We start from the raw sequence: 21,246 nt of genomic DNA on the forward strand, positions 1-21,246 counted from the left end.
GATGCCGTCCGGGGCCGGGTTGCCGGGCCGGTGCCGCGGACCCGGTGACGGAGTCCTCCCACCCGCGTGAAGCTTGACGTCGGAACCTGGCGCTGCCAGCATTGGCGGTGATGTTTGCGTAAACATTGCGCGCGCACGGAGTCGCCCACGCCGGGCGCCTGCCTCTCGATCCCTGTGGTGGGCCGGACAAAGGAGTCCAGATGTCCCGCTTGTCCCCGAGGCGCTGGCGCGCGGTGTTGGCCGCCGCGACCGTCGGCCTGGCATCCCTGCTGCTACCCGGCGGCACGGCGCACGCCGCGCCCGTCACCGTCGACGTGGGCGTGCAGTTCACCGACACCGGCGGCAACCGCGTGGAGGCGCACGGCGGTGGCGTGATCAAGGTGGGCGGCTACTACTACTGGTTCGGCGAGAACCGGCACCCGGACAACCTGTTCCGCGCCGTCTCGGTCTACCGCTCGACCGACCTCAAGACCTGGGAGTTCCGCAACAACGTCCTCACCCAGAACAGCCACTCGGAGCTGCGCACCTCGTGGGTGGAACGGCCGAAGGTCATCTACAACGCGTCCACCGGCCAGTACGTCATGTGGATGCACTGGGAGAACGGGCAGGACTACGGCCAGGCCCGGGCCGCCGTGGCGTACTCGTCCACTGTGGACGGCAACTACACCTACCAGGGCAGCTTCCGCCCCCTCGGGCAGCACATGTCCCGTGACATCACGCTGTACAAGGACGACGACGGCACGGCGTACATGATCTCGGCCGCGCGGGAGAACTACGACCTGCACATCTACCGCCTCAACGCCGACTACCGCGGTGTCGCGCAACTGGTCGCCAACCCGTGGCCGGGCGGGCACCGCGAAGCGCCGGCGTTGTTCAAGCGCAACGGCGTGTACTTCATGCTCACCTCCGGCGCCACGGGCTGGTCGCCGAACCAGGCGAAGTACGCCACCGCCACCAGCGTGTCCGGCCCCTGGAGCGCGATGCGGAACGTGGGCGACTCCACCACGTTCCGCTCGCAACCCGCCTACGTGCTGCCGATCCAGGGCACCCAGACGACCTCCTACCTCTACCTGGGCGACCGCTGGGCCGGCGCCTGGAACGCGCCCGTGAGCGACTCCAGCTACGTGTGGCTCCCGATCACGTTCGCCGACAACACCACCATGGGCCTGTCCAACGCCGGTCAGATCGTCATCGACACGGCGACCGGCACCATCAACACCGTGGCCCTGACCTACCACCGGATCACCGTGCGGCACTCCGGCAAGTGCCTCGACGTCGCCAACGCCGGCGGCGCGGACGGCGCGGCGTTGATGCAGTACCCCTGCGGCAGCGGCACGAACCAGCAGTTCCGCCTGCAGTCCGCGGGCGGGGGCTACTACCAGGTGATCGCCCGGCACTCGAACAAGTGCCTGGACGTGAGCGACGGCGCCACGGCCGACGGCGCGGCCGTGGTGCAGTGGAGCTGCAACTCGGGGCAGAACCAGCAGTGGTCGCTCGTGGACGCCGGGTCCGGCTACTCCCGGCTGGTCGCGCGGCACTCCGGCAAGTGCCTCGACCTGCCGAGCAGCTCGCAGGAGAACCTCCAGTTCAAGCAGTACCCGTGCGGCAGCGGGCAGAACCAGCAGTTCCAGCTGACGCGCGTCTGAGCCGACTGCCGGCGGTGCGCCCGCTCCCGATCCGACCGCTCGCCGATCGGGCGGGGGCGGGCGTCCGCGCCCCGCTGTCAGACGAGGTGGTGGAACCCGGCCGCCGCCGACGTCAGGGCGTCCACGCACGCCCTGATCGCACCCCGGTCGTCGTCCTCGGCGCGGTTGATCGCGTAGATGGTGCGGTTCAGGGCCGGTCGGGTGGTGAGCAGCCGCACGCCGTCGGGCACGGAGTCGCGACCGAGGCGCGGGACCACGGCCACGCCCACGTTGCCCGCGACCAGGGCCAGCTGGGTGGGGTAGCTGCCGACGGTGCAGGTGATCCGCCCGCGCACGCCCTGCTGCCGCAGCACGTGCACGAGCCAGTCGTGGCAGCCCGAGCCCGCGCTCCAGGCGATCCACGGCAGGTCGTCCACCTCGGCCAGGTCGACGGCCTTGCGGTGCGCCAGGCGGTGGCCCGCGGGCAGGGCGAGGTCCGCCACGTCGGACAGCAGCGTGGTCCGCGAGGTCGACGGCGGCACGGTGACCGGGCGGTGCGCCCAGCTCTCCAGCACCGCCACGTCGAGCCTGCCGTCGACGACCAGCGGCATGGTCTCCTCGGCCTCGCCCTCGTGCAGCGTCACCTCCAGGCCGGGGTGCTGCGCGCGCAACGCCGCCAGCACGGGCGGCAGCAGGGCGTGCACGGTGGTGGGGATGGCCCCGATGCGCAGGGGGCCGGTGATGTCCTCGCGCAGCAGCTCCAGGTCCGAGCGCGCCTTGTCGACCTGGGCCAGGATGGTCGCCGCGTGGCCCGCCAGCACGTGCCCGGCGGTGGTGAGGCGGACGGTGCGGCCGTGCGGCTCCAGCAGCCGCTGCCCGGCTTCCCGCTCCAGCTTCGCCAGCTGCTGGGACACGCCGGACGGGGTGACGTGCAGCGCCGTCGCCGCCGCCGCGACCGTTCCGTGGGTCGCCACGGCGTTCAGGGCACGCATCCGCTCCAGACCGAACACGGTAGAGATGCTACCGAGTTCCGCTGACGACAATTCGCTTGTCCTTGATGGTCGGTGCCCGCAGGGTGGACGGGTGACCACGACCGAAGCCCGTCCGGCGACCGTGCCGCCCGGCACGCGGGTGAACCCGGCGCTGCTCGCGATGGCGGGCAGCCTCTGCATCGCGCTGTCCTCGGTGTTCATCAAGGTGTCCGGCGCCAGTGGCAGCACCAGCGCGTTCTGGCGGTGCCTGTGCTCGCTGCCCGTGCTGGGCGCGCTGGTGTGGTGGGAACGGCGGCGGGGCGCGGCGCGGCGGCGGGTGGTGCTGCCGCTGCTGGCGGGCGTCGGGCTCGGCGTGGACTTCGTGCTGTGGGGTGACGCGATCGCGCTGGTCGGCGCGGGCATCGCGACCGTGCTGCTGTCCGTGCAGGTGGTGATCGTGCCCGCGGTGGCGTACCTGGTGTTCCGGGAACGGCCGTCGAGGCGCTTCGTGTGGGCCGCGCCCGTGCTGCTGGGCGGGATCGTGCTCGCGGGTGGTCTGGCGGGCACGCCGGCGTTCGGCCCCGACCCGACCCTGGGCGCGGTGCTGGCGCTGGGCGCGGGGGTGGGCTTCGCGGCCTACCTGGTGCTGATGCGGCGGAGCACCGGACCCGGCGCGCGCGACCACACGTTGTCCCTGGCCACGGTGTCGGCCGGGGTGGTGGCGGTGGCGATCGGCGTGCCGACGGGACGGCTCGACCTGTCGCCGGGGTGGCCCGTGCTGGGGTGGCTGCTCGCGTTGGCGCTGATCGGCCAGATCGCGGGCTGGTTGCTGATCTCCACGGCGCTGCCCCGCCTGTCGAGTGCGACGGGCGCGACGATGATGCTGCTGCAGCCGGTCGGCGCGATCCTGATGGGTGTCGTGCTGCTGCACGAGCGGCCGAGCGCGCCGCAGCTGGCCGGGTGCCTGGTGGTGCTCGGCGCGGTCGCCTTCGTCAGCGTCGGGTCGCGCCGCTGACCGCCCGCGGGGCACGTGGGCGTCAGTGCGGCGTGGTGTCCGCGAGGCGGGTGAGGAACTCGGCGTTGTCGCCGGTCTTGCGCAAGCCGTCGAGGAGCACGTCGACGGCGTCCTCCTTGCCGGCGAGGACGCGGCGCAGCAGGCGGGTCGCCGCCGCTTCGCGGGTGGTGAGCAGCAGGTCGTCGCGGCGCGTGCCGGACCGGGTGACGTCCACGGCGGGGAACACGCGTCGGGCGGCGGCCCTGCGGTCCAGCCGCAGTTCGGCGTTGCCGGTGCCCTTGTACTCCTCGAAGAGCAGCGCGTCGCCCGCGGAACCGGTGTCGACCAGCGCGGAGGCGATGATCGTCAGCGAACCGCCGTCCTCGACGTTGCGCGCGGCGCCCAGGAACCGCTTGGGCGCGGCGAGGGCGCCGGCGTCCACGCCCCCGGACAGGGTCCGGCCGGACACGGGTGCGGCGAGGTTGTAGGCCCGGCCCAGGCGGGTCGCGGAGTCCAGCAGCAGCACCACGTCCCGGCCCAGCTCGACCAGGCGCTTCGCCCGTTCGACGGCGAGCTCGGCGAGCGCGGTGTGGTCGCGGGGCGGGTGGTCGAACGTGGCGGCGACGACCTCGGCCGGCACGGCTCGCGAGAGGTCGGTGACCTCCTCCGGCCGTTCGCCGACCAGGACGAGCATCAGGTGGCACTCCGGGTGGTTCTTGGCGATGCCGTGCGCGATGGCCCGCAGGACGGTGGTCTTGCCCGCCTTGGGCGGGGCGACGATCAACGCGCGCTGCCCCTTGCCGATGGGCATCACCAGGTCGACCACCCGCGTGGTCAGCTCGTGCGCCTCGGTCTCCAGCCGCAGCCGTTCCCGCGGGTGGGTGGGCACGAGGTCGGTGAAGGACGGCCGGGAGCGGGAGTGGCGCGGGTGCGCGCCGTTGACGGCCTCCACCGTGACCAGCGACGGCGGCTTGCCGTCCCGGGGCGGTGGCGTGACGCGGCCGTGCACCTCGTCACCGCGCCGCAGCCCGTGCTCGGCCACGAGGTGCGCCGCGACGGCGGCGTCGTGCGGCCCCGGCAGGTAGCCGTCGGTGCGCAGCACGGCCCGGCGGTCCACGACGTCGAGGACGCCGGAGGTGAGGCGGGTGCCGGAGGGATCGTTGTGGTTCAAGGGTTTTCTCCCTGATCGCGGGAATGGTTGGACTGCGCGGCGACGCCGCGACAAGAACCCGCCGTCGGGCCGGGAAAGGCTGCGCAGCCACATCCGACCACGGTCCGGGTCTTGGAGAGGAACTTCGCGGGAGGGGCTGGAGCCACCTACGTCCACGAGAACTGGATACCGAGGAGCATAGCCGTCGATCCGGACGACGCGCAAGCGCCTGGGCTGTTCGGCGCAATCGCCGGTATGCCCTGCCCGGGAGGGGCCGGTCCAGGCCGTGAGGTGGCGGCCGGGTTCGCGGGCCGTCATCGTGCCGGCCGTCAGCCGCGTTCGGCTCCGACGCCCGGCAGGCGCACCGGTCCCTGGTCCGCGGCACCACGTTCGAGTCCGTTGTGGGCGGTGTGGCCGAGTACCCGCGCGCCCGGCTCGGGCCGGCCACCGCGCGGGAGAACGCCCGCCCGCGCGGTGGCCGCCCGGATGTCGGCGCACGTGACCGGCAAGGCCGGCGACATCGGCCCGACCGACATCACGAGGTGGCCAGCGCGGCTTCGGCGGTGCACGGCTTCTCCATCGGCCCCAGGTCGCGCCAGTTGAGCGACCACACCCGGACCTCGCCGCCGACGCGCCGACCCATCACGCAGTGCTCGCCGTCGCCGCCGGTGTGCGCGGACAGCGCCACGCCGACGTCCGCACCCCGGACGTGCACGAGCACCGCGGGCGGGATGCTCGTGAGGCCGGTCTCCGGGTCCACCCGCGGCGCCGGCAGAGCGGCGGCCAGGGCGTCGCGCACCTCGGCTTCGCCGGGCGTTCCGGGCAGCGCGCCGAGGGCGGCCTCCAGGGCCGGTGTGAAGTCCGGCGGGATGTCCCGCTTCGGCAGTGGCGGCGGCGTGATCGGGGTGGCGTCGGCCGGGCACGTGACCCGCGCCGGCGCCGACACCGCGCCGTAGTGGTCGAAGGCGACTTCGTAGCAGACGTCGAACTCCGGGGTCTGCTCCCAGCCCGAGTTGTGCGCGTCCCGGTGGATCCGCCAGACCAGGCGCGCCATCGGGTCTTCGGGTCCTCCGTGCGCCAGGTCCTCGGCCCGCAGCACGCTGAAGTCGGGCGACCCGCCGAGCTGCGTCGCCAACGCGGCCCGCGCGAGACCGGCCGCGTCCGGCTGACGCGGGTAGCCGATGGCGTCGGCCAGGGTCGCGGACTGCCGATCCGTTTCCGCGTCACCGACGGCCGAATCGCCCTGCCCACCGCACGAGGTGAGCAGCAGACCCGCGCACAGGACCGCTGCGACCCGCACCGAGTTGACCACGTCCGCCACGCTAACCGCGCCGACGGCGGAGGTGCATGAGTATTTCCACGCGGCGACCGCCCGCCCCGACCACAGCCGGCCCCCTCCCCCGGCTCCGACCGGCGCCCGGCGGCCCGCACGCGAATTGTCGGTGCCGCTCGATAGCGTGCCCTCGGATCACGTGAAGAAGGAGCGAACGCATGTCTGCCACGACGTACCTGGAGCTGTCCGAGGCCGATGGTGGCGCGCACAAGTTCTACGAAGTGCGGGTCGACGACACCGAGGTCACCATCACCTACGGGCGGATCGGGGAGCAGGGGCAGGTCAGGAGCGCGACCTTCGCCGACCACACCAAGGCGCTCAAGGCCGCCGAGAAGAAGATCGGCGAGAAGGTGCGCAAGGGCTACGCGCCCGCCGTCAGGGGGATGCGCCAGCGCCGGTCGGTGAGCAGGCGGCAGATCGTCAGCACCCGCTCCACCGCCACCCAGGCGCCGGTGCTGTGGCGGTTCGCCTCCGGGGCCCCGGCGTTCGGGATCTTCATCGGCGAGGACCACGCCTGGGTCGGCAACGAGAAGGGCGACGTCTACACCCTCACCCACGACGGCCGGGTCACCGGGCGGTTCGGGTTGCCCGACGCGGTGAAGTGCATCGTGGCCGACGACTTCTGGATCTACGCGGGGTGCGACGACGGCCAGGTGTACGACCTCGGCGCCAAGGTGCCGCGGGTGGCCTACGAGATCGCCGAGGACGTCGACATCTACTGGCTCGACATCCACGACGGCGTGCTCGGGGTGTCCGACCGGCAGGGCCGGGTGACCGTGGTGGACCACGAGGACGAGTTCCAGTGGTCGGTGCCGGCCACCGGTGACAGCGCCTGGATGGTCCGCTGCTCGCCGGAAGGCGTCTTCCACGGCCATTCCCGGGGCGTCACCCACTACACCGGGCGCGGGAACCGGGCGTGGCACGCGGACACCGTCGGCGGGGTGCTGTTCGGCTGGCAGGAGCGCGACGAGGTCTTCGCCGGCACCAGCCGCGGCCGCGTGCACCGGTTCGCCAAGTCGGACGGTCGCGTGACCGGCGAGTACCGCTGCGACGCGGCGGTGTTCTCCTGCGCGACGTCGCCCGACGGCGAGTTCGTCTTCGCGGGCGACAACCAGTCCTCGGTGTACTGCTTCGCCGCCGACGGGACCCGGCTGTGGAAGCTGGCCACGGGGTGCGGTTCGGCGTTCTCCATGCAGTACCGCGACGAGCGGCTCTACCTGGTGACCACGGACGGCTCGCTCGCGTGCCTCGACGCCAGCCCGGCCGCCGTGGGCGCGGCCGAGCAGGGCCGGCTGCCGCAGCGCCAGGACGTCAAGGCGGGCGCCATCGACCGCGTCGAGGCGACCGCGGAGGTCGAGGTCGTGTCGCAGGTCGCGCCGGGCGACGGCGTCGTGGTCGAGTGCGTGCAGGTGGGCGGCCGGGTCAGGGTGCACGTCGTCTCGGAGGGCTACGACCGGACGTGGGGCGTGCAGTTCCCGAAGAACATCCGCGTGCCCGGCGCCCGGTACCTGGTCGCGGAAGTGGTCACGTCGGCCGGCGGGTCGTTCTACCGCACGCGCGGTGAGATCAAGCGCCTGCGCTGAGCACGGACGTCGCGCCGGGCGGCCGTCCGGACCGCGAGGCCCACCGAGCCGGTCACGACCGAGGGCTGAGGGGTCCGCGTCGCGGGGCGGCCGTGCTGGCGCGGACGACCAGCTCGGTGGACAGGACGAGTCGGTGCTGCGACAGGGGTTTGCCGTTCGCCAGGTCGATCACCATGCCGGTGGCGGTGGCCGCCATGTCGCTCAACGGCTGCCGGACCGTGGTCAGCGTGGGGATCATCCACTGCGCGGGCGGCAGGTCGTCGAACCCCACCACGCTCAGGTCGTCGGGTATGCGCAACCCCGCCTCGTAGACGGCCTGGTACACCCCCAGCGCCTCGCCGTCGTTGCCGGTGACCACGGCGGTCGGCGGGTCCGGCAGGCGCAGCAGCGACCGGGTGTGCTCCAGGCCGTCGGCGATCTGGAAGTAGCCCTCGCGGACCAGCTCCGGGTCCACCGGCACGCCGGCCGCGTCCATGGCCGCGCGGTAGCCGTCGAGCCTGGCCCGGCCGGACAGCATCTGCGGCGCGCCGGTGATCACCGCGATGCGCCGGTGCCCGAGCTCCAGCAGGTGACGGGTCCCCGCCAGGCCGCCGCTCCAGTTGTCCGCGCCCACCGACGGCACGCCGTGCCCGGGCTCACCGGTCGGGTCGACCAGTACCACGGGGATGTCACGGCTCCGCAGCTGCTCGTGCTGCTCGGGCGTGGGACCGGAGAAGACGGCGACGACACCGGTCGGCCGTCGCGCCAGCACCCCGTCGATCCAGCTCCGACCGGGCGTGTGCGTGCCGTGCAGCTCGGTCAACCCGATCGTCAGCCCGTGCTCGGTGACGACCCGCTCGACCCCCTTGATCACCTCGACGGGGTAGGTGCCGGCCAGCTCGTGGAACAGGACCTCGACCAGCGGCGCCTTGCTCACCTTCTTCTGCCGCCGGTACCCCTGCTCGCGGAGCAGGCCCTCCACCAGGGCGCGCGTCTCGGCGGCGACCTCGACGTGCCCGTTGACCACCTTGGACACCGTCGCCGCCGACACGCCCGCCAACTCGGCGATCCGCGCGATGGTGATCCCGGCGCTGCCGGCTGCACCCGGGGCCGGGTCACGGGTGGAAGCCATGCGGCGAGTCTAACGGCCGGCCCCAGCCGCGAGCGCCCGTGAGCAGGCCGGGGCCGGCGGCGGATTTCGCGAGCACCGCGGGCGGGGCGGGGCGGGAGGTCGCCGCGGTGAGCGCCAGGATCACCCGTCCGGAAAGCGCTCACCCGGGCGGGTGGCCGGGGCTGGCGCGCTCCAGATCCGCCGCGCCGAGACCGATCAGGAATCGAGAAGCGCTGGTGGCAGCGGCAGACCTAGCGTTGTCGCCATGGCAACCATCGACTTCATCGCCCTCGACGTGGCCGACACCACGGCCGCCCGCCGCTTCTACGCCGACGCGTTCGGCTTGACCGACCAGCTCCGCCCGCGGACCACCGAGGCGCCCACGACCGGCTTCCGCGGGTTCACGTTGGCGCTCACGGTGTCCCAGCCGTCCACCGTCGACAGCCTCGTCGCGACCGCGCTCGAAGCCGGCGCCACCACGCTCAAGCCCGCCGCCAAGTCCCTGTGGGGCTACGGCGCCGTCGTGCAGGCGCCGGACGGCGCGATCTGGAAGATCGCGACCTCGGCCAAGAAGGACACCGGTCCCGCGACCAGGCGGATCGACGAGGTCGTGCTGCTGCTGGGAGTCGCGGACGTGGCCGCGAGCAAGCGGTTCTACACCGGACAGGGGCTTGCCGTCGGCAAGAGCTTCGGCCGCGTGTACGTCGAGTTCGCCACCACCGGGTCGAGCGTCGTCAAGCTGGCGCTGTACCGGCGGCGCGCGCTGGCCAAGGACGTCGGCGTCACGCCTGACGGCACCGGCTCGCACCGGATCGCGATCGGCGGCGACATCGGGGCCCTCACCGACCCGGACGGGTTCGTGTGGGAGGCCGCGTCCCGGGTCCCCACGAACGCATGACGCCGCGCCGCCGCGCGGTCCCCCAGCCACCCGATCGTGGACGACCGCGTCACCGGCGCTTGCCATAGTCCGATGATCGGTATATACCGATCACATGAAAGACGGTGCCCTGCGGGAGCCGACGTTCCTGATCCTCACGGCGCTGGCCGCACGGGCGCAGCACGGCTACGGCATCCTCCTCGACGTCGAGGAGATCTCCGAGGGCCGGGTCAAGCTGCGCGCGGGCACGCTCTACACCGCGCTGGACCGGTTGGCCGCGGACGGCTGGGTGACGGTCGACCGGGAGCAGGTCGTCGACGGCAGGCTCCGCCGCTACTACCGCCTGACCGACCAGGGGGCGGCCAGGCTGGAGACCGAGGTGCAGAGGTTGCGATCACAGACCAGGGCCGCGGAGCGACGCCTGCGGCTCCGACCGGCGGGGGGCACGGCGTGAACGGGCGGGAGCGGCGTTATCGGCGGCTGCTGGCGTGGTACCCGCGCGACCACCGCGAACGCCACGGCGAGGAGATGCTGGCGGTGCTGATGGCGGGCGCCGGTGATCGGCGGCGGCCGAGCCCGCGTGAGCACGTCGACCTGGTGTGGGCCGCCCTGCGGCTGCACCTGCGGCGGGCGCTGGCGGCCGACGGCGGCGTCGACGCCCGGGACGTGCTCGCGATCGTCAGCCTGCTCGCGCCGGTGGCGCTGTTGGCGGGCGCGACGACCGGCCTGCACGAGATCGCGTGGTGGGTCAAGGCGGACAGCCTGGGGGACATGCCGTGGTCCACGCAGTTCCCGGACGCGCCGGTGTGGGTCCTCTGGGGTGTGGTGGCCGTCCTCGTCCTGCTCGGGTGGTCACGGGCCGGCGCGGTGCTCGCGTGGGTGGCCGTGGTCTGTTCCGTGCTGGTCGCGGCGTTCCTCCCGCACCAGCGCTGGTGGACCGGGGTGGACGCGGGGTGGATCCTGGTGGGTCTGCTGACCGCGGTCGCGCTGACGTGGTCGCCGGGGCCGGCGCGCGGCCGGGAACTGGTCGGCGGCCGGGCGGTCCTCGTGATGGCCGCGACGGTCGGCGTGACCGTCGTCCTGGGCGTCTTCGGCCACCGCGTGCCGCTGGTCGAGTTCCTCGGGCTCGTCACGGTCGTCGCCGGCGCCGCGGTGGCGTGCGGCCACCGGTCGCGCGTCGGCCGCCGGGCCGCGTTGATCCTGCTGCTGCCGACCGTGACCACGGCGCTGGGCTTCGTGCAGCTGTTCCTGTCGCTGCGCATGCCGGACTCCTTGGAGGTGGCGGTCTTCTACGGCCTGCCGGTCGTGGTGCTGGTGGCGTTGGGCGGCCTGCCGCGCCGCGTGCGCGGGCGCCCCGACCGACCGGTCACCTGACCGGCGCCCGAGGGCGTGGACGAGAGCCACCCGTCACGACGAGTTCCCTCCGTAGGGTGATCTTCCGCGTCACACCAACGTGTGACAGCGCGTCCCTCTGACGAAGGACGGCAGCCTGACGGGGCGTGACCCACGACGCCCCGTTGACCACGCGGTCAGCACGACGTCACCGGGTCCGGTGACGTCGTGCCCGGTCCGGCGCGCCGGACGGACCCGTCCAGGCCGGGTGATCGACCGCGGCGCGCTCCCGCAGCGCCCCGACCGCGATTGCCGCCCCCGCGACCGGCGCTTACGCTCGGTGCACAGGACGGCCCATGATGCCGCCGGGCGACGAATCGGCCGCCCGTACGGGCGACACCGGATGGCAGGTCGTGGACCCGATGACGGGTCGAGGTCCACGGCGTCCCACCGTGACTTCCGCGCAGGAGCGACCATGCCAGAAGTGCCACTCCAGTCCACCGCCCCCTCCCGGCCCGGCGACGGCGTCCGGGTGGTCGCCGCGTCGCGCGACGCCCTCGCCGTCCCCGGTGCGCCGTGAGTTCCGGGCACGTGCCGGTCGCCGTGGTCGGCGCGGGGATCGGGGGCCTGGTCACCGCCTTGGCGCTGCGCCGCGCGGGTGTCCGGGTCGTGGTGTTCGAGCAGGCCGAGGCCCTCACCGAGGAGGGAGCGGGGCTGGCCCTCGGCGCGAACGGCACCCGGCCGCTGCTGCGGCTCGGCCTGGGCGCGGAGATGCGGCGGATGGCCTTCCAGCCCGCGCGCGTGGTGTTCCGCCACTGGCGCACCGGCGGGGTGCGGCAGGCCCTGCCCCTCGGCCGCGACTACGAGGACCGGTTCGGCGCGCCGTACTACACCTTCCACCGCGCGGACCTGCGAGGGCTGCTGGCCGAGCGGTACCGCGACGAGGGCGGCGAGCTGCGCACCGGGCACCGCTGCCTGGGCGTCACCCCGCAGGCCGACCGGGTGGTGGTCGAGTTCGACGGTGACCGGCGGGTCGAGGCCGGTGTGGTGGTCGGCGCGGACGGCGTGCACTCCGCGGTGCGGACGGCCGTCGTCGGAGCCGATCGGGCGGTCTACTCGGGCAGGTCGGGCTATCGCGGCCTGGTCGCGGCCGACGTGGTCGGCGACGCGGTCGACGACGAGCTGTCGCTCCACCTCGGCCCGGAGAGGCACCTGGTCGCCTACCCGGTGCACGGCGGCGACACGGTGAACTTCCTCGCCGTGGTGCGGGACCCCCGGTGGACCAGGGAGTCGTGGGTGCGGCGCGGTCGGGCCGCCGACGTGCTGGCCGCGTTCGACGGGTGGTCGCCCGCCGTCACCCGGATCCTGGAGGCCGCCGACGAGGTGTCGCACTGGGGCCTGTTCGACCGGGAGCCCATCGACCGCTGGAGCCTGGCGCGGGTGACGCTGGTCGGCGACGCCGCGCACCCGATGCTCCCGCACCACGGTCAGGGCGGGAACCAGGCGGTCGAGGACGCCGTCGTGCTGGCAGCGTGCCTGCGCACGTGGCCGAACCGACCCGCGCTGGCGCTGGACCGCTACGAGCGGGTGCGGCGCAACCGGACCCGCATGCTGCAACGCAGTTCGCGGCGCAACGGCGAGTGCTACCAACTCCCCGACGGGCCCGCCGCCGACGAGCGGGACGCCGGGCTGCGCCGGCTGCCCGACGACCTGGCCTGGATCCACGGCTACGACGCGGACCAGGCGCTGGCGGCCTCGGAGGGCTCCCACCACGGCGAACTCGTCTGAGCCCGCCGGTGCGCGGTGACTGCCCGCTCCGAAGTGGACACCGCCGCCGCGAGGAGCACGACCGGTCAGAGGTAGGCGAACAGGGGCGGGAAGAGCAGCACGACGACCCAGGCCCACACCGCGTACACCGGGAGGTAGGCGGTCTGCCAGCGTTCGAGCGCGGTGAACGGCGCGCGGCGGCGGACCAGGGACAGCAGCAGCCACGCCGTCCACGCCAGGTTGGCCAGCAGGATGGCGTTCTCGCCCAGCGCCGCCGCCTTGTTGGGCGTGGTGCCGAACTCCGTGATCCGGCCGGTGACCTCCAGCAGCACCAGCACGTCGATCACCAGCGCGCTGAGCACGAGGGCGAGCTGGAGCTTGTCGAACACACCGGGAGGGGCCAGCGGGCCGCGGGCCGAGAACGAGTAGAGCAGCAGGCCGAGCACCACGACCAGCAGGAGGTCGAACAGGATCAGCGCCTCCCGCTCGACGTCGATGCCGGAGCTGGTGACGCCGAGCGTGACCAGGAACGCCAGCAGCACCGCGGTGAACAGCGGGGTGAACAGCCGGGTCAGCACCGGGGCGATGTTCTCCACCACGCTCTGCTTGGCCTCGACCAGCCACCCGGCCACGACCACGGCCGCCGCCGCGCCGCACGGGACCACCCACTGCGAGATGACGGTCTCCGGCGAGGTGCCGATCGCCTCGAACGTGCCGAACACGAAACCGGTCAGCACACCGCCGCCGAGCGCGATGAGGACGTAGTAGATGAACCACTCGCCGGTGAAGCGGACGAAGTCCATCCGACGCCGTGACGACCGCACGTCGTCGGACACGTACGCCAGGCCGACCACGAACCACAGCGCGATCGGCAGGTGGATCGCGGTCAGGGCGACCGACTGGGAGTCCTCCGCGAGCGGGTAGGCGTTGGCGGCCACGGCCCCGAGGGCGAACAACGCCACCAGCACGCCGACCAACCCGGCCGCGGCACGACGGCGCCAGGCCAGGAAGCCCGCCAGCCAGGGCAGCACGAGCAGGCCGACGTTGGGCCCGTAGAACGCGGCGTCGTCCTCGATGCCCAGGCCGAACAGCTCCGGCGCCTTGACCGACGCTGCCGCGCCCACCGCGCAGGCCACCATCACCCACAGGTCCCGCCGCGACCGTCCGCCCGCCACCGGCCCGTCGGACCCGCCGGTCAGCACCAGTTGCTTCCACAGCCGTTCCGAGTGCTCCCGGGCGAACTCGCGGGACAGCTCGTCCAGGCTGCCCATGCGCTTGACCGCGACCAGGAACGCCTCGTCGGCGTGCAGCCCGGCGGCCAGGAGGTCGTCGACCGAACCCCGGAGGTGGTCTTCGAGCTCGTCGACGTCGGTCTGCCGCAGCTCCCGCCGCCGCTGCACGTAGTGCCGCCACTGGGCGAACTGCGCGTCCAGGTCGCCCTGATCGCCGGTCATGCGAAGCCTCCGCGGGGGAACGTGGTCAACGGACGCGGACCGTCCGGACGGGGCCAGATCTCCTTGAGCGCGTCGACGACCGTGTCCCACTGCCGACGCTGTTCGGCGAGCTCGGCCAGGCCGCCGCGGGTGATCCGGTAGTACTTCCGCCGCCGCTCGCCGGCGACCGACCGCCAGCTCGACTCGACGTGCCCGAGGCGTTCGAGCCGGTGCAGCAACGGGTAGAGCAGCCCCTCGGTCCAGTCCAGCTCACCGCCGGACAGCTCGTTGATCCGCCTGAGGATGGCGTACCCGTAGCTGTCCTCCTCGGCCAGGATGCCCAGCACCATCGGGGTCGCCGAAGCGGCCACGAGGTCCTTGGTGACCTTCAACCGAACCTCCCCGGGACGTACCCTAGATGTGCAAGGCATAGTACTGCTAGGTATCAAGGCGTAGCAAGCAGCGCGGAACGGACCATCTGGGACGCAGGCGGCGGAACCCCGATGGTCGGCGCTCTCATCACGTTGACCGAACACCCCGAAGTGGGACTCTGGTGGCGTGCAGGGCAACCCCAGATCCTGGCCGGCCAACTGCTTCCGGTTGCTGCTGGTCGAGGACGACCGCGAACTCGTGGAGTTGCTCGCCGCCGCGCTGCGCGACGAGGGGTACACCGTGGACGTCGCCCTGGACGGGCAACGCGGGCTGCACCTCGCCCTGACCCGCCCGTACGACGTGGTGGTCATCGACCGCGGCCTGCCCGTCCTCGACGGGCTCGACCTGCTGGTGCGGCTGAGGGCGAAGTCCGTGCGGGCGGGGGCGTTGATCCTCACCGCGCTGGGCAGCGTCCACGACCGGATCGACGGTCTCGACGCGGGCGCGGACGACTACCTGGTGAAGCCGTTCGACCTGGACGAGTTGAGCGCGCGGCTGCGGGCCCTGTGCCGGCGGTCGCTGGAACTGGCCGACGTGCTGCGGATCGGCGCCGGACACCTCGCCGTCGGGCAGCGGCAGGTGGTGCTGCCCGACGGCGGACGGGTGCCGCTCACCGCCCGGGAGTTCACCCTGTTGCGCGTGCTCGCCACCCATCCGGACACGGTGCACACACGGGCGTCGTTGCGGCGCGTGGTGTTCCCGGACGCTTCGGCAACATCCATTGTGGACACTTACGTGTACTACCTGCGGACCAAGATCGACCGTTCGGTGGTGCACACGGTGCAAGGACTCGGATACCGCTTGGGGGCGTTGTGAGCCGTTCGTGGGCCGAGGCGGAACGCGTGGTGGTCCGGCGGGCCCGCCTGCGGATCAGCGTGCTGGTCGGGCTGGCGATCACCGTGCTGGTGGCGTTCGTCGGCGGTATCGCCTACGTCGTGATGGTGCGGGCGCAGGAAGCGCAGGTGACGCGCGAGCTGCGGTACAACGCCCAGTTCGGCGTGCCGTCGACGCCTCCGGGGTGCACGTGGCTGTTCATCCTCGACGACGGCGTGCTCGACGACGGCGTGCTGAAGGTGCCGCCCGGCTTCCCGCTGCACGACGACCTCCGCGCGGTCGAGGCGTCGGGCGGGACCGTCGAGCGCGACCTGGAGCTCAACGGCACCGAGTACCTGGTGCTGACCCGGCGCGGCGCCGACGGCACCACGGCGCAGGCGGTCTTCGACACGCGCTACCAGCTCGCCGACCGGCGGCACCTGCTGCTGGCGCTGGTGATCGCGGAGATCGGCGGCCTGCTCGCGGCGGCGTTGCTGGGGCTGGGCGTCGGCCGCGGCACGGTCGCGCCGCTGGCCGAGGCGCTGGCCAGGCAACGGCGGTTCGTCACGGACGCCAGCCACGAGCTGCGGACCCCGATCGCGCGGGCGTACACGCGGGCGCAGCTGCTCGCCCGGTGGGCGAAGGCGGCGGACCTGCCCGACGACCACCGCGACAGCCTCGACGCGCTCGCCAGCTCGATCCGCGGGCTCGGTGACGTGGTGGACGACCTGCTGCTGTCGGCCCGGCTGAGCCGCCGGTCCGGGGATGTCGACGGCCGGGCGGTCGACCTGGCCGCGTTGGCGGAGTCCGCGGTGGCGACCGAGGGCGACCGGGCGGACGAGCGGCGGATCACGCTGACCGTCCACCGCCCCACCGGTCCGCTGGTCGTGACCGGTGTCGAGACCGCGTTGCGGCGCGCGGTGGACGAGCTGCTGGCGAACGCCGTGCGCCACACCCCGGAGGGCGGTCGGATCGACGTGCGCCTCGGGCTGCGGGACGGGCACGTCGAGCTGACGGTCGCGGACACCGGCGAGGGGTTCGACCCGGTGGAGGCGGACCGGCTCTTCGACCGCTTCCACCGCGGACCGGGCCGACTGGGCGGGGCCGGCGGGCCGGAGCGGCGGTTCGGACTGGGGCTGGCGCTGCTGCGCGAAGTCGTGACCGGCCACGGCGGCACGGTGGAGGCCGTCGGCCACCCGGGTCAGGGCGCGCGCTTCACCCTGCGATTACCGGCCGCCTCCACCACCGACACCGCGACGGACGAGGTGATCAGTACCGGCCCGAGGTGACCAGGTCGGCGGCCACCCGCACGTCCGCGTCGAGCGGCCGGTCGGGGTCGACCGGGGCGATCACGTCGCAGAGGGCGTCGAGCAGAGCGGCGCAGCGGGGCGAGGTCGGTCGCCGGCCACCCACGTGGACGGCCTGCCGCAGGCCGAGCGCGAGTGAGCCGCACAGCAGCCGGAGCAGTCCGGCGAGGTCGTAGGAGCGCAGCGCGGCCTGGGTGCCGAACGGCACGACGTCCTGGTTGTGCAGGTTGGTCGGCAGGCTCTGGGTGCTCGCGGGCAGGGCCGCGCGGCGGATCTCGACGACGAACGCGGTCGTGGCCAGCTGCACGCCCTGCAAGCCGTGCTGGCGTCCCGGCCCGGCGGCGAGCATCGGCGGCAGGCCGGTGTTGCGGACCGGGTCGACCAGCAGGTCGAGCTGCCGCTCGGCGAGGTTGCCCAACGACGCCGTGACCATGGCGAGGACGTCGGCGGCGAACGCGGCCGGCTGGCCGAAGAAGTTGCCGCCGTGCGCGACGAGGTCGTCACCGGGGAAGAACAGCGGGTTGTCGCTGACTCCGCCCAGGTCGGCCGCCACGACGCCGTCGACGTAGCGCAACGCGTCCTCCGCCGCGCCGAGCAGCTGCGGCGAGCACCGGATGCTGTAGGGCTCCTGGAGGGCGCGCTGCCCGGTCGGGACCGTGCCGACGAGGGTGGCGCGCATCCGGTCGGCGACGGTGACCGCGCCGGGGTGCCCGTAGGCCGAGATCAGCCGTGGGTCGAGGAAACCGGGGTCACCGCCGAGGACGTCCACGAGCAGGCACGTCAGGTCCTGGATCGCGCGGTGCGAGGCGCGCACGCTGTCCAGCGCGAGGGCGGCGGCGGCGGTCGTGACGGACGTGCCGTTGACGAGCGCCAGCGCGTCCCGCCCGTCCAGGGTGAGCGGGGTCAGCCCGGCGCGGCTCAGGGCGTCGCCCGCGGGCATCCGCTCGCCGTCCAGGTAGGCGTGACCGCGACCGCGCAACGCCTGGGTCGCGTAGGCGAGCGGGATGAGGTCGCCGCTCGCGCCGACCGAGCCGTAGCGCGGGATCGCCGGGACGAACGTGGTCGCGAACATCGCCGCGAGCCCGTCCACGACGTGCGCGGACACCCCCGAGAGGCCCTGGGCGAGCGACCACGCCCGCACGAGCAGCGCGGCGCGGGCGATGTCGGCGGGCAGGTCCGGCCCCTGCCCCGCGCCGAGGTGGGCGAGGGTGTTGTCGCACTGGTCCGCCTCGTCCGCACGGCCCGCGAAGCCGATCAGCGCGCCGAACCCGGTCTTCGCGCCGTAGACGGGCCGTTCGTCGTCGGCGAGCACGGTGCGCAGGTACTCGCGCCCCCGGTCGACCCGCTCCCGGACGGTGGGGCTGACGAGCACCGACAAGGGCGCCGCCGCACGGTGGAGGTGGTCGCTCCGCAGTGGTTCGCCGAGGTCCACGGGTGCTTCGGTCACGGTCGTGGTCACGGCACCGACGGTAGGCAGTCGATCTCAGAGAGTTCTGAGATCCGGTGCGTAGCTTCCTGGCTCATGGCGCACGACTACCTGATCATCGGGGCGGGACCGGCTGGTGTGCAGCTCGCCGCCCTGCTGGAGCGCGACGGTCGCGATTACGCCGTCCTCGAACGCGGCACCGGACCGGGCACCTTCTTCACCCGCTACCCGCGGCACCGGACCCTGATCTCCATCAACAAGGTGCACACCGGCTCCGCCGACCCGGAACAGCGGCTGCGGATGGACTGGAACTCGCTGCTGACCGACGACCCCGACCTGCTGTTCACCCGTTACAGCGCCCGGTACTTCCCGGCCGCCGACGACCTGGTCCGCTACCTGGCCGACTTCGCCGCGGCCACCGGCGTCCGGGTCCACTACGACACCGAGGTCACGCGGATCTCCCGGGACGAGGACGGTTTCGCCGTGCTCGACGGCGGTGGCCGGACGTGGCGGGCCGCGCGGGTCGTGGTGGCGACCGGGGTTTCGCGACTCCACGTGCCGCCCATCCCGGGCATCGAGCACGCCGAGCGGTACGACACGTTCGACACCGACCCGGAGTCGTTCACCGACCAGCGGGTGCTCGTGCTCGGCAAGGGCAACTCCGGGTTCGAGACCGCCGACTCCCTGGTGGAGCACGCGGCGGTCATCCACGTGGCCGGTCCGCACTCGGTGCGGCTCGCGTGGCGGACGCACTACGTCGGCCACCTGCGCGCGGTGAACAACAACTTCCTCGACACCTACCAGCTCAAGTCGGAGAACGCGGTCCTCGACGGCACGGTGGAGCTCATCGAGCCCCGGCCCGGGGGCGGTTTCCGCGTCCTGTTCCGCTATGCGCGCGCGGTGGGGTCGTTGCGGGAACTGGAGTACGACCGGATCGTGGCGTGCACCGGGTTCCGGTTCGACGCGTCGGTGTTCGACGACAGCTGCCGCCCGGCGCTGGTGATCGACGACCGGTTCCCCGAGCAGACGCCCGCCTACGAGTCGACCACGGTGCCGGGCCTGTACTTCGCGGGCACGCTCACCCAGCAGCGCGACTTCAAGAAGTCCACCAGCGGGTTCATCCACGGCTTCCGGTACGGGGTCCGCGCCCTGCACCGCGTGCTCGCCGCCCGCCACCACGACACACCGTGGCCGTCGACCGGGTTGACGCCGTCACCGGAGGCGATCAGCGACGCGCTGGTGGCCCGGGTGAACCGGTCGTCCGCGCTGTGGCAGCAGTTCGCGGTGATCGGCGACGTGGTCACGGTCTCCGACGGCGCCGCGCGGTACGAGGAGGAGGTGCCCGTGGCCTACCTCGCCGACGGCGGCCTCGGCCCGGCCGAGCACCGGTTCGTGGCGACGCTGGAGTACGGGCCGGACCACGACGCCGCGGACCCGTTCGACATCTCCGTCCCCCGCGTGGCGGAGAACGACGCGGCCAACGCGCACGACGCGAGCTACCTGCACCCGGTGGTGCGCCACTACCGCGACGGCGTGCTCACCGCGACCCACCACCTGGCCGAGAACCTGGAGAACCGCTGGGACCTGCCGGTGGTGCACCAGCAGCCGCTGACCGCGTTCGTGAAGGAGTGCCTTGCCGGCGCGTGACGCCGAGCCGTTCCCGCGCGCGGTGCTCGACGTGCTCGGGACCGCCGGTGGACGGCCGGTGTTCGAACACGGCTCGCGCGTGGTGAGCGGCGCGGAGATGCTCGACCTGGTGGCGCGGATCGCGACCGGGTTGCGCGGGAACGGGCTGGGCCCGGGTGACGGTGTCGCGCTCGTGCTCGGCGTCAACCCCGAGGCGTTCGCCACGATCCTCGCCGCGCACGTGGTGGGCGCCCGGGTGCTGGGCGTGCGACCGGGGCTGCCCGACGAGCAGGTGCGCCACCTGCTCGGCCTCGACCTCGCCGCCGTGGTCACCGACTCGGCCGACGCGGTGGCGCGGACCACCGGACCGGGCGTCCGCGCGCTGACCGTCGACTCGTTGCGCCAGACCCGTGCCGACGGTCGGCCGCGGTGCGCCGGCAGGCCCGCCGACGTCGCCCGGTTGATCCACACCAGCGGCAGCACGGGCGCGCCCAAGGCGTGCGCGCAGACCTACGCCGCGATGACGGCCGCGTGGACCGCGCGACCGGACGCGTGGCCGCCCGCGATCCGCGAGCTGGCCTCCCGGCTGGACCGCTTCCTGGTGTTCGGGTCGCTGTCGAGCCAGGTGATGTTCGAGTACGCGGTGCTGGCGATCACCGCCGGTGGCGCCGCGGTCGTCGCCGACCGGCCCGACTTCCCCGACGCGATCACCCGCCACCGCGCCTCGGCGAGCGTGTTCACGGTGCCCCGGTTGGCGAAGCTCGTCGCCGCGCAACGCCGCGCGCCGGCCGACCTGTCGACGTTGCGCGCGCTGATGGTGTCCGGGTCGCCGCTGACCGCCGACCGGCACCGCGAGGCGCTGGACGTGCTCGGACCGGTCGTGTTCCACGGCTACGGCCAGAGCGAGACGGGCATGATCGCGATGGCGACCCCGTCCGACGCGCCCGGCACGGTGGGCGTGCCACCCGCCGCCGTGCGCGTCGAGGTCCGCGACCAGGACGGGGCGCCGGTCCCGCGAGGTGTCGACGGCGAGCTGTTCGTCCGCACGCCGGCGCAGGCCGGCGCGTACTGGGCGGACCCGAAGCGCTCGGCCGAGGTGTTCGCGGACGGCTGGGTGCGCACCCGCGACCTGGGCCACGTCGACGCCGACGGCCGGCTGCACCTGACCGGCCGGACCAGGGACGTGGTCATCGTCAACGCGAACCTGCACTACGCGGGCCCGATCGAGCGGGTCCTCGCCGAGCACCCGGACGTCGCCGAGGCGTACGTGGTCGCCGTGCCGGACGAGGACACCGGCGAGGCGGTGCACGCGTTCGTCGTGCCGACCGGAGGCCGGACACCCGACCTCGCGGCACTGCGCGCGCTGGTGACGCGCCGGCTGGGCGCGGCGTGCGCGCCGGTGGCCCTGACCGCGATCGAAGAACCGCCGCTCGCACCGAGCGGCAAGCCGGACAAGCGCCTGCTGTCCCGCTCCCGGACGTGAGGAG

At 73.4% G+C, this 21,246-nt stretch carries 19 protein-coding genes; 11 read left to right on the forward strand and 8 right to left on the reverse strand.

The features are described from left to right. Positions 1-200 precede the first annotated feature (200 nt). On the forward strand, positions 201-1,646 hold the full coding sequence (locus ACQPYE_RS23145; RefSeq protein ID WP_498714395.1) for an RICIN domain-containing protein: 1,446 nt from the start codon (positions 201-203) through the stop codon (positions 1,644-1,646). A gap of 77 nt (positions 1,647-1,723) precedes the next feature. Here ACQPYE_RS23145 and ACQPYE_RS23150 read toward each other — a convergent pair whose 3' ends face one another. Then, entirely contained in the window at positions 1,724-2,635 is a 912-nt protein-coding gene (locus ACQPYE_RS23150) for a LysR family transcriptional regulator (protein ID WP_498714396.1), read from the reverse strand. A 73-nt stretch (positions 2,636-2,708) separates the two neighbouring features. Here ACQPYE_RS23150 and ACQPYE_RS23155 point away from each other — a divergent pair, with 73 nt between their 5' ends. After that, positions 2,709-3,611, forward strand: coding sequence for a DMT family transporter (locus ACQPYE_RS23155; protein WP_498714397.1), 903 nt, complete (start codon positions 2,709-2,711; stop codon positions 3,609-3,611). A gap of 22 nt (positions 3,612-3,633) precedes the next feature. Here the strand turns inward: ACQPYE_RS23155 and ACQPYE_RS23160 are convergent, their stop codons facing one another. The 3 genes from ACQPYE_RS23160 to ACQPYE_RS23170 form a co-directional block, all read right to left on the reverse strand. Then, the gene (locus ACQPYE_RS23160; protein ID WP_498714398.1) at positions 3,634-4,761 is read right to left on the reverse strand and encodes a transcription termination factor Rho, short form; all 1,128 of its coding nucleotides are present in this window, start codon (positions 4,759-4,761) and stop codon (positions 3,634-3,636) included. Positions 4,762-5,069: 308 nt separating this feature from the next. Beyond that, a complete protein-coding gene (locus tag ACQPYE_RS23165; protein WP_498714399.1) occupies positions 5,070-5,261 on the reverse strand; it encodes a hypothetical protein in 192 nt (63 codons plus the stop codon). 14 nt (positions 5,262-5,275) lie between these two features. Continuing rightward, positions 5,276-6,052 carry a hypothetical protein gene (locus tag ACQPYE_RS23170; RefSeq protein ID WP_498714400.1) on the reverse strand — a complete coding sequence of 259 codons (777 nt, stop codon included), beginning with the start codon at positions 6,050-6,052 and terminating at the stop codon, positions 5,276-5,278. Between the two features lie 179 nt (positions 6,053-6,231). Here ACQPYE_RS23170 and ACQPYE_RS23175 point away from each other — a divergent pair, with 179 nt between their 5' ends. Further along, positions 6,232-7,656: a WGR domain-containing protein gene (locus ACQPYE_RS23175; RefSeq protein WP_498714401.1), complete on the forward strand. Its 1,425-nt coding sequence runs from the start codon at positions 6,232-6,234 to the stop codon at positions 7,654-7,656. Between the two features lie 52 nt (positions 7,657-7,708). Here ACQPYE_RS23175 and ACQPYE_RS23180 read toward each other — a convergent pair whose 3' ends face one another. Next, complete coding sequence (locus ACQPYE_RS23180) at positions 7,709-8,767, reverse strand: LacI family DNA-binding transcriptional regulator (RefSeq protein WP_498714403.1); 1,059 nt, start codon at positions 8,765-8,767, stop codon at positions 7,709-7,711. A 244-nt stretch (positions 8,768-9,011) separates the two neighbouring features. Between ACQPYE_RS23180 and ACQPYE_RS23185 the strand changes: the two genes are divergently transcribed. The 4 genes from ACQPYE_RS23185 (at position 9,012) to ACQPYE_RS23200 (ending at position 12,743) form a co-directional block, all read left to right on the forward strand. Beyond that, positions 9,012-9,644, forward strand: a complete 633-nt coding sequence (locus tag ACQPYE_RS23185) for a glyoxalase (RefSeq protein WP_498714405.1) — start codon at positions 9,012-9,014, stop codon at positions 9,642-9,644. 94 nt (positions 9,645-9,738) lie between these two features. Next, positions 9,739-10,077, forward strand: a complete 339-nt coding sequence (locus ACQPYE_RS23190) for a PadR family transcriptional regulator (protein ID WP_498714407.1) — start codon at positions 9,739-9,741, stop codon at positions 10,075-10,077. Continuing rightward, positions 10,074-10,997 (forward strand): hypothetical protein, encoded by a 924-nt coding sequence (locus tag ACQPYE_RS23195; protein WP_498714409.1) that lies wholly within the window; start codon positions 10,074-10,076, stop codon positions 10,995-10,997. Before ACQPYE_RS23190 ends, ACQPYE_RS23195 begins: the two co-directional genes overlap by 4 nt. Before the next feature lie 534 nt (positions 10,998-11,531). Beyond that, entirely contained in the window at positions 11,532-12,743 is a 1,212-nt protein-coding gene (locus tag ACQPYE_RS23200; RefSeq protein WP_498714411.1) for an FAD-dependent monooxygenase, read from the forward strand. A 65-nt stretch (positions 12,744-12,808) separates the two neighbouring features. Here the strand turns inward: ACQPYE_RS23200 and ACQPYE_RS23205 are convergent, their stop codons facing one another. Next, a complete protein-coding gene (locus ACQPYE_RS23205; RefSeq protein ID WP_498714413.1) occupies positions 12,809-14,176 on the reverse strand; it encodes a permease prefix domain 1-containing protein in 1,368 nt (455 codons plus the stop codon). Next, positions 14,173-14,547, reverse strand: a complete 375-nt coding sequence (locus ACQPYE_RS23210; protein WP_498714415.1) for a PadR family transcriptional regulator — start codon at positions 14,545-14,547, stop codon at positions 14,173-14,175. The genes ACQPYE_RS23205 and ACQPYE_RS23210 overlap by 4 nt, the downstream gene beginning before the upstream one ends. Positions 14,548-14,713: 166 nt before the next feature. On the opposite strand from ACQPYE_RS23210, the gene ACQPYE_RS23215 reads away from it, so the two are divergent. Then, entirely contained in the window at positions 14,714-15,403 is a 690-nt protein-coding gene (locus tag ACQPYE_RS23215) for a response regulator transcription factor (RefSeq protein WP_498714417.1), read from the forward strand. Then, a complete protein-coding gene (locus tag ACQPYE_RS23220) occupies positions 15,400-16,689 on the forward strand; it encodes a sensor histidine kinase (protein ID WP_498714419.1) in 1,290 nt (429 codons plus the stop codon). Before ACQPYE_RS23215 ends, ACQPYE_RS23220 begins: the two co-directional genes overlap by 4 nt. Here ACQPYE_RS23220 and ACQPYE_RS23225 read toward each other — a convergent pair. After that, positions 16,670-18,166 (reverse strand): aromatic amino acid ammonia-lyase, encoded by a 1,497-nt coding sequence (locus tag ACQPYE_RS23225; RefSeq protein ID WP_498714421.1) that lies wholly within the window; start codon positions 18,164-18,166, stop codon positions 16,670-16,672. The two genes, ACQPYE_RS23220 and ACQPYE_RS23225, sit on opposite strands and share 20 nt — an antisense overlap. A gap of 63 nt (positions 18,167-18,229) precedes the next feature. Between ACQPYE_RS23225 and ACQPYE_RS23230 the strand changes: the two genes are divergently transcribed. After that, positions 18,230-19,780 carry an FAD-dependent oxidoreductase gene (locus ACQPYE_RS23230; RefSeq protein WP_498714423.1) on the forward strand — a complete coding sequence of 517 codons (1,551 nt, stop codon included), beginning with the start codon at positions 18,230-18,232 and terminating at the stop codon, positions 19,778-19,780. Continuing rightward, positions 19,767-21,242, forward strand: a complete 1,476-nt coding sequence (locus tag ACQPYE_RS23235; RefSeq protein ID WP_498714425.1) for a class I adenylate-forming enzyme family protein — start codon at positions 19,767-19,769, stop codon at positions 21,240-21,242. Before ACQPYE_RS23230 ends, ACQPYE_RS23235 begins: the two co-directional genes overlap by 14 nt. Positions 21,243-21,246 lie beyond the last annotated feature (4 nt).

Origin of the sequence: Actinosynnema sp. CA-299493 (genome assembly GCF_050946825.1) — a bacterium.
GTDB lineage: Bacteria > Actinomycetota > Actinomycetes > Mycobacteriales > Pseudonocardiaceae > Actinosynnema.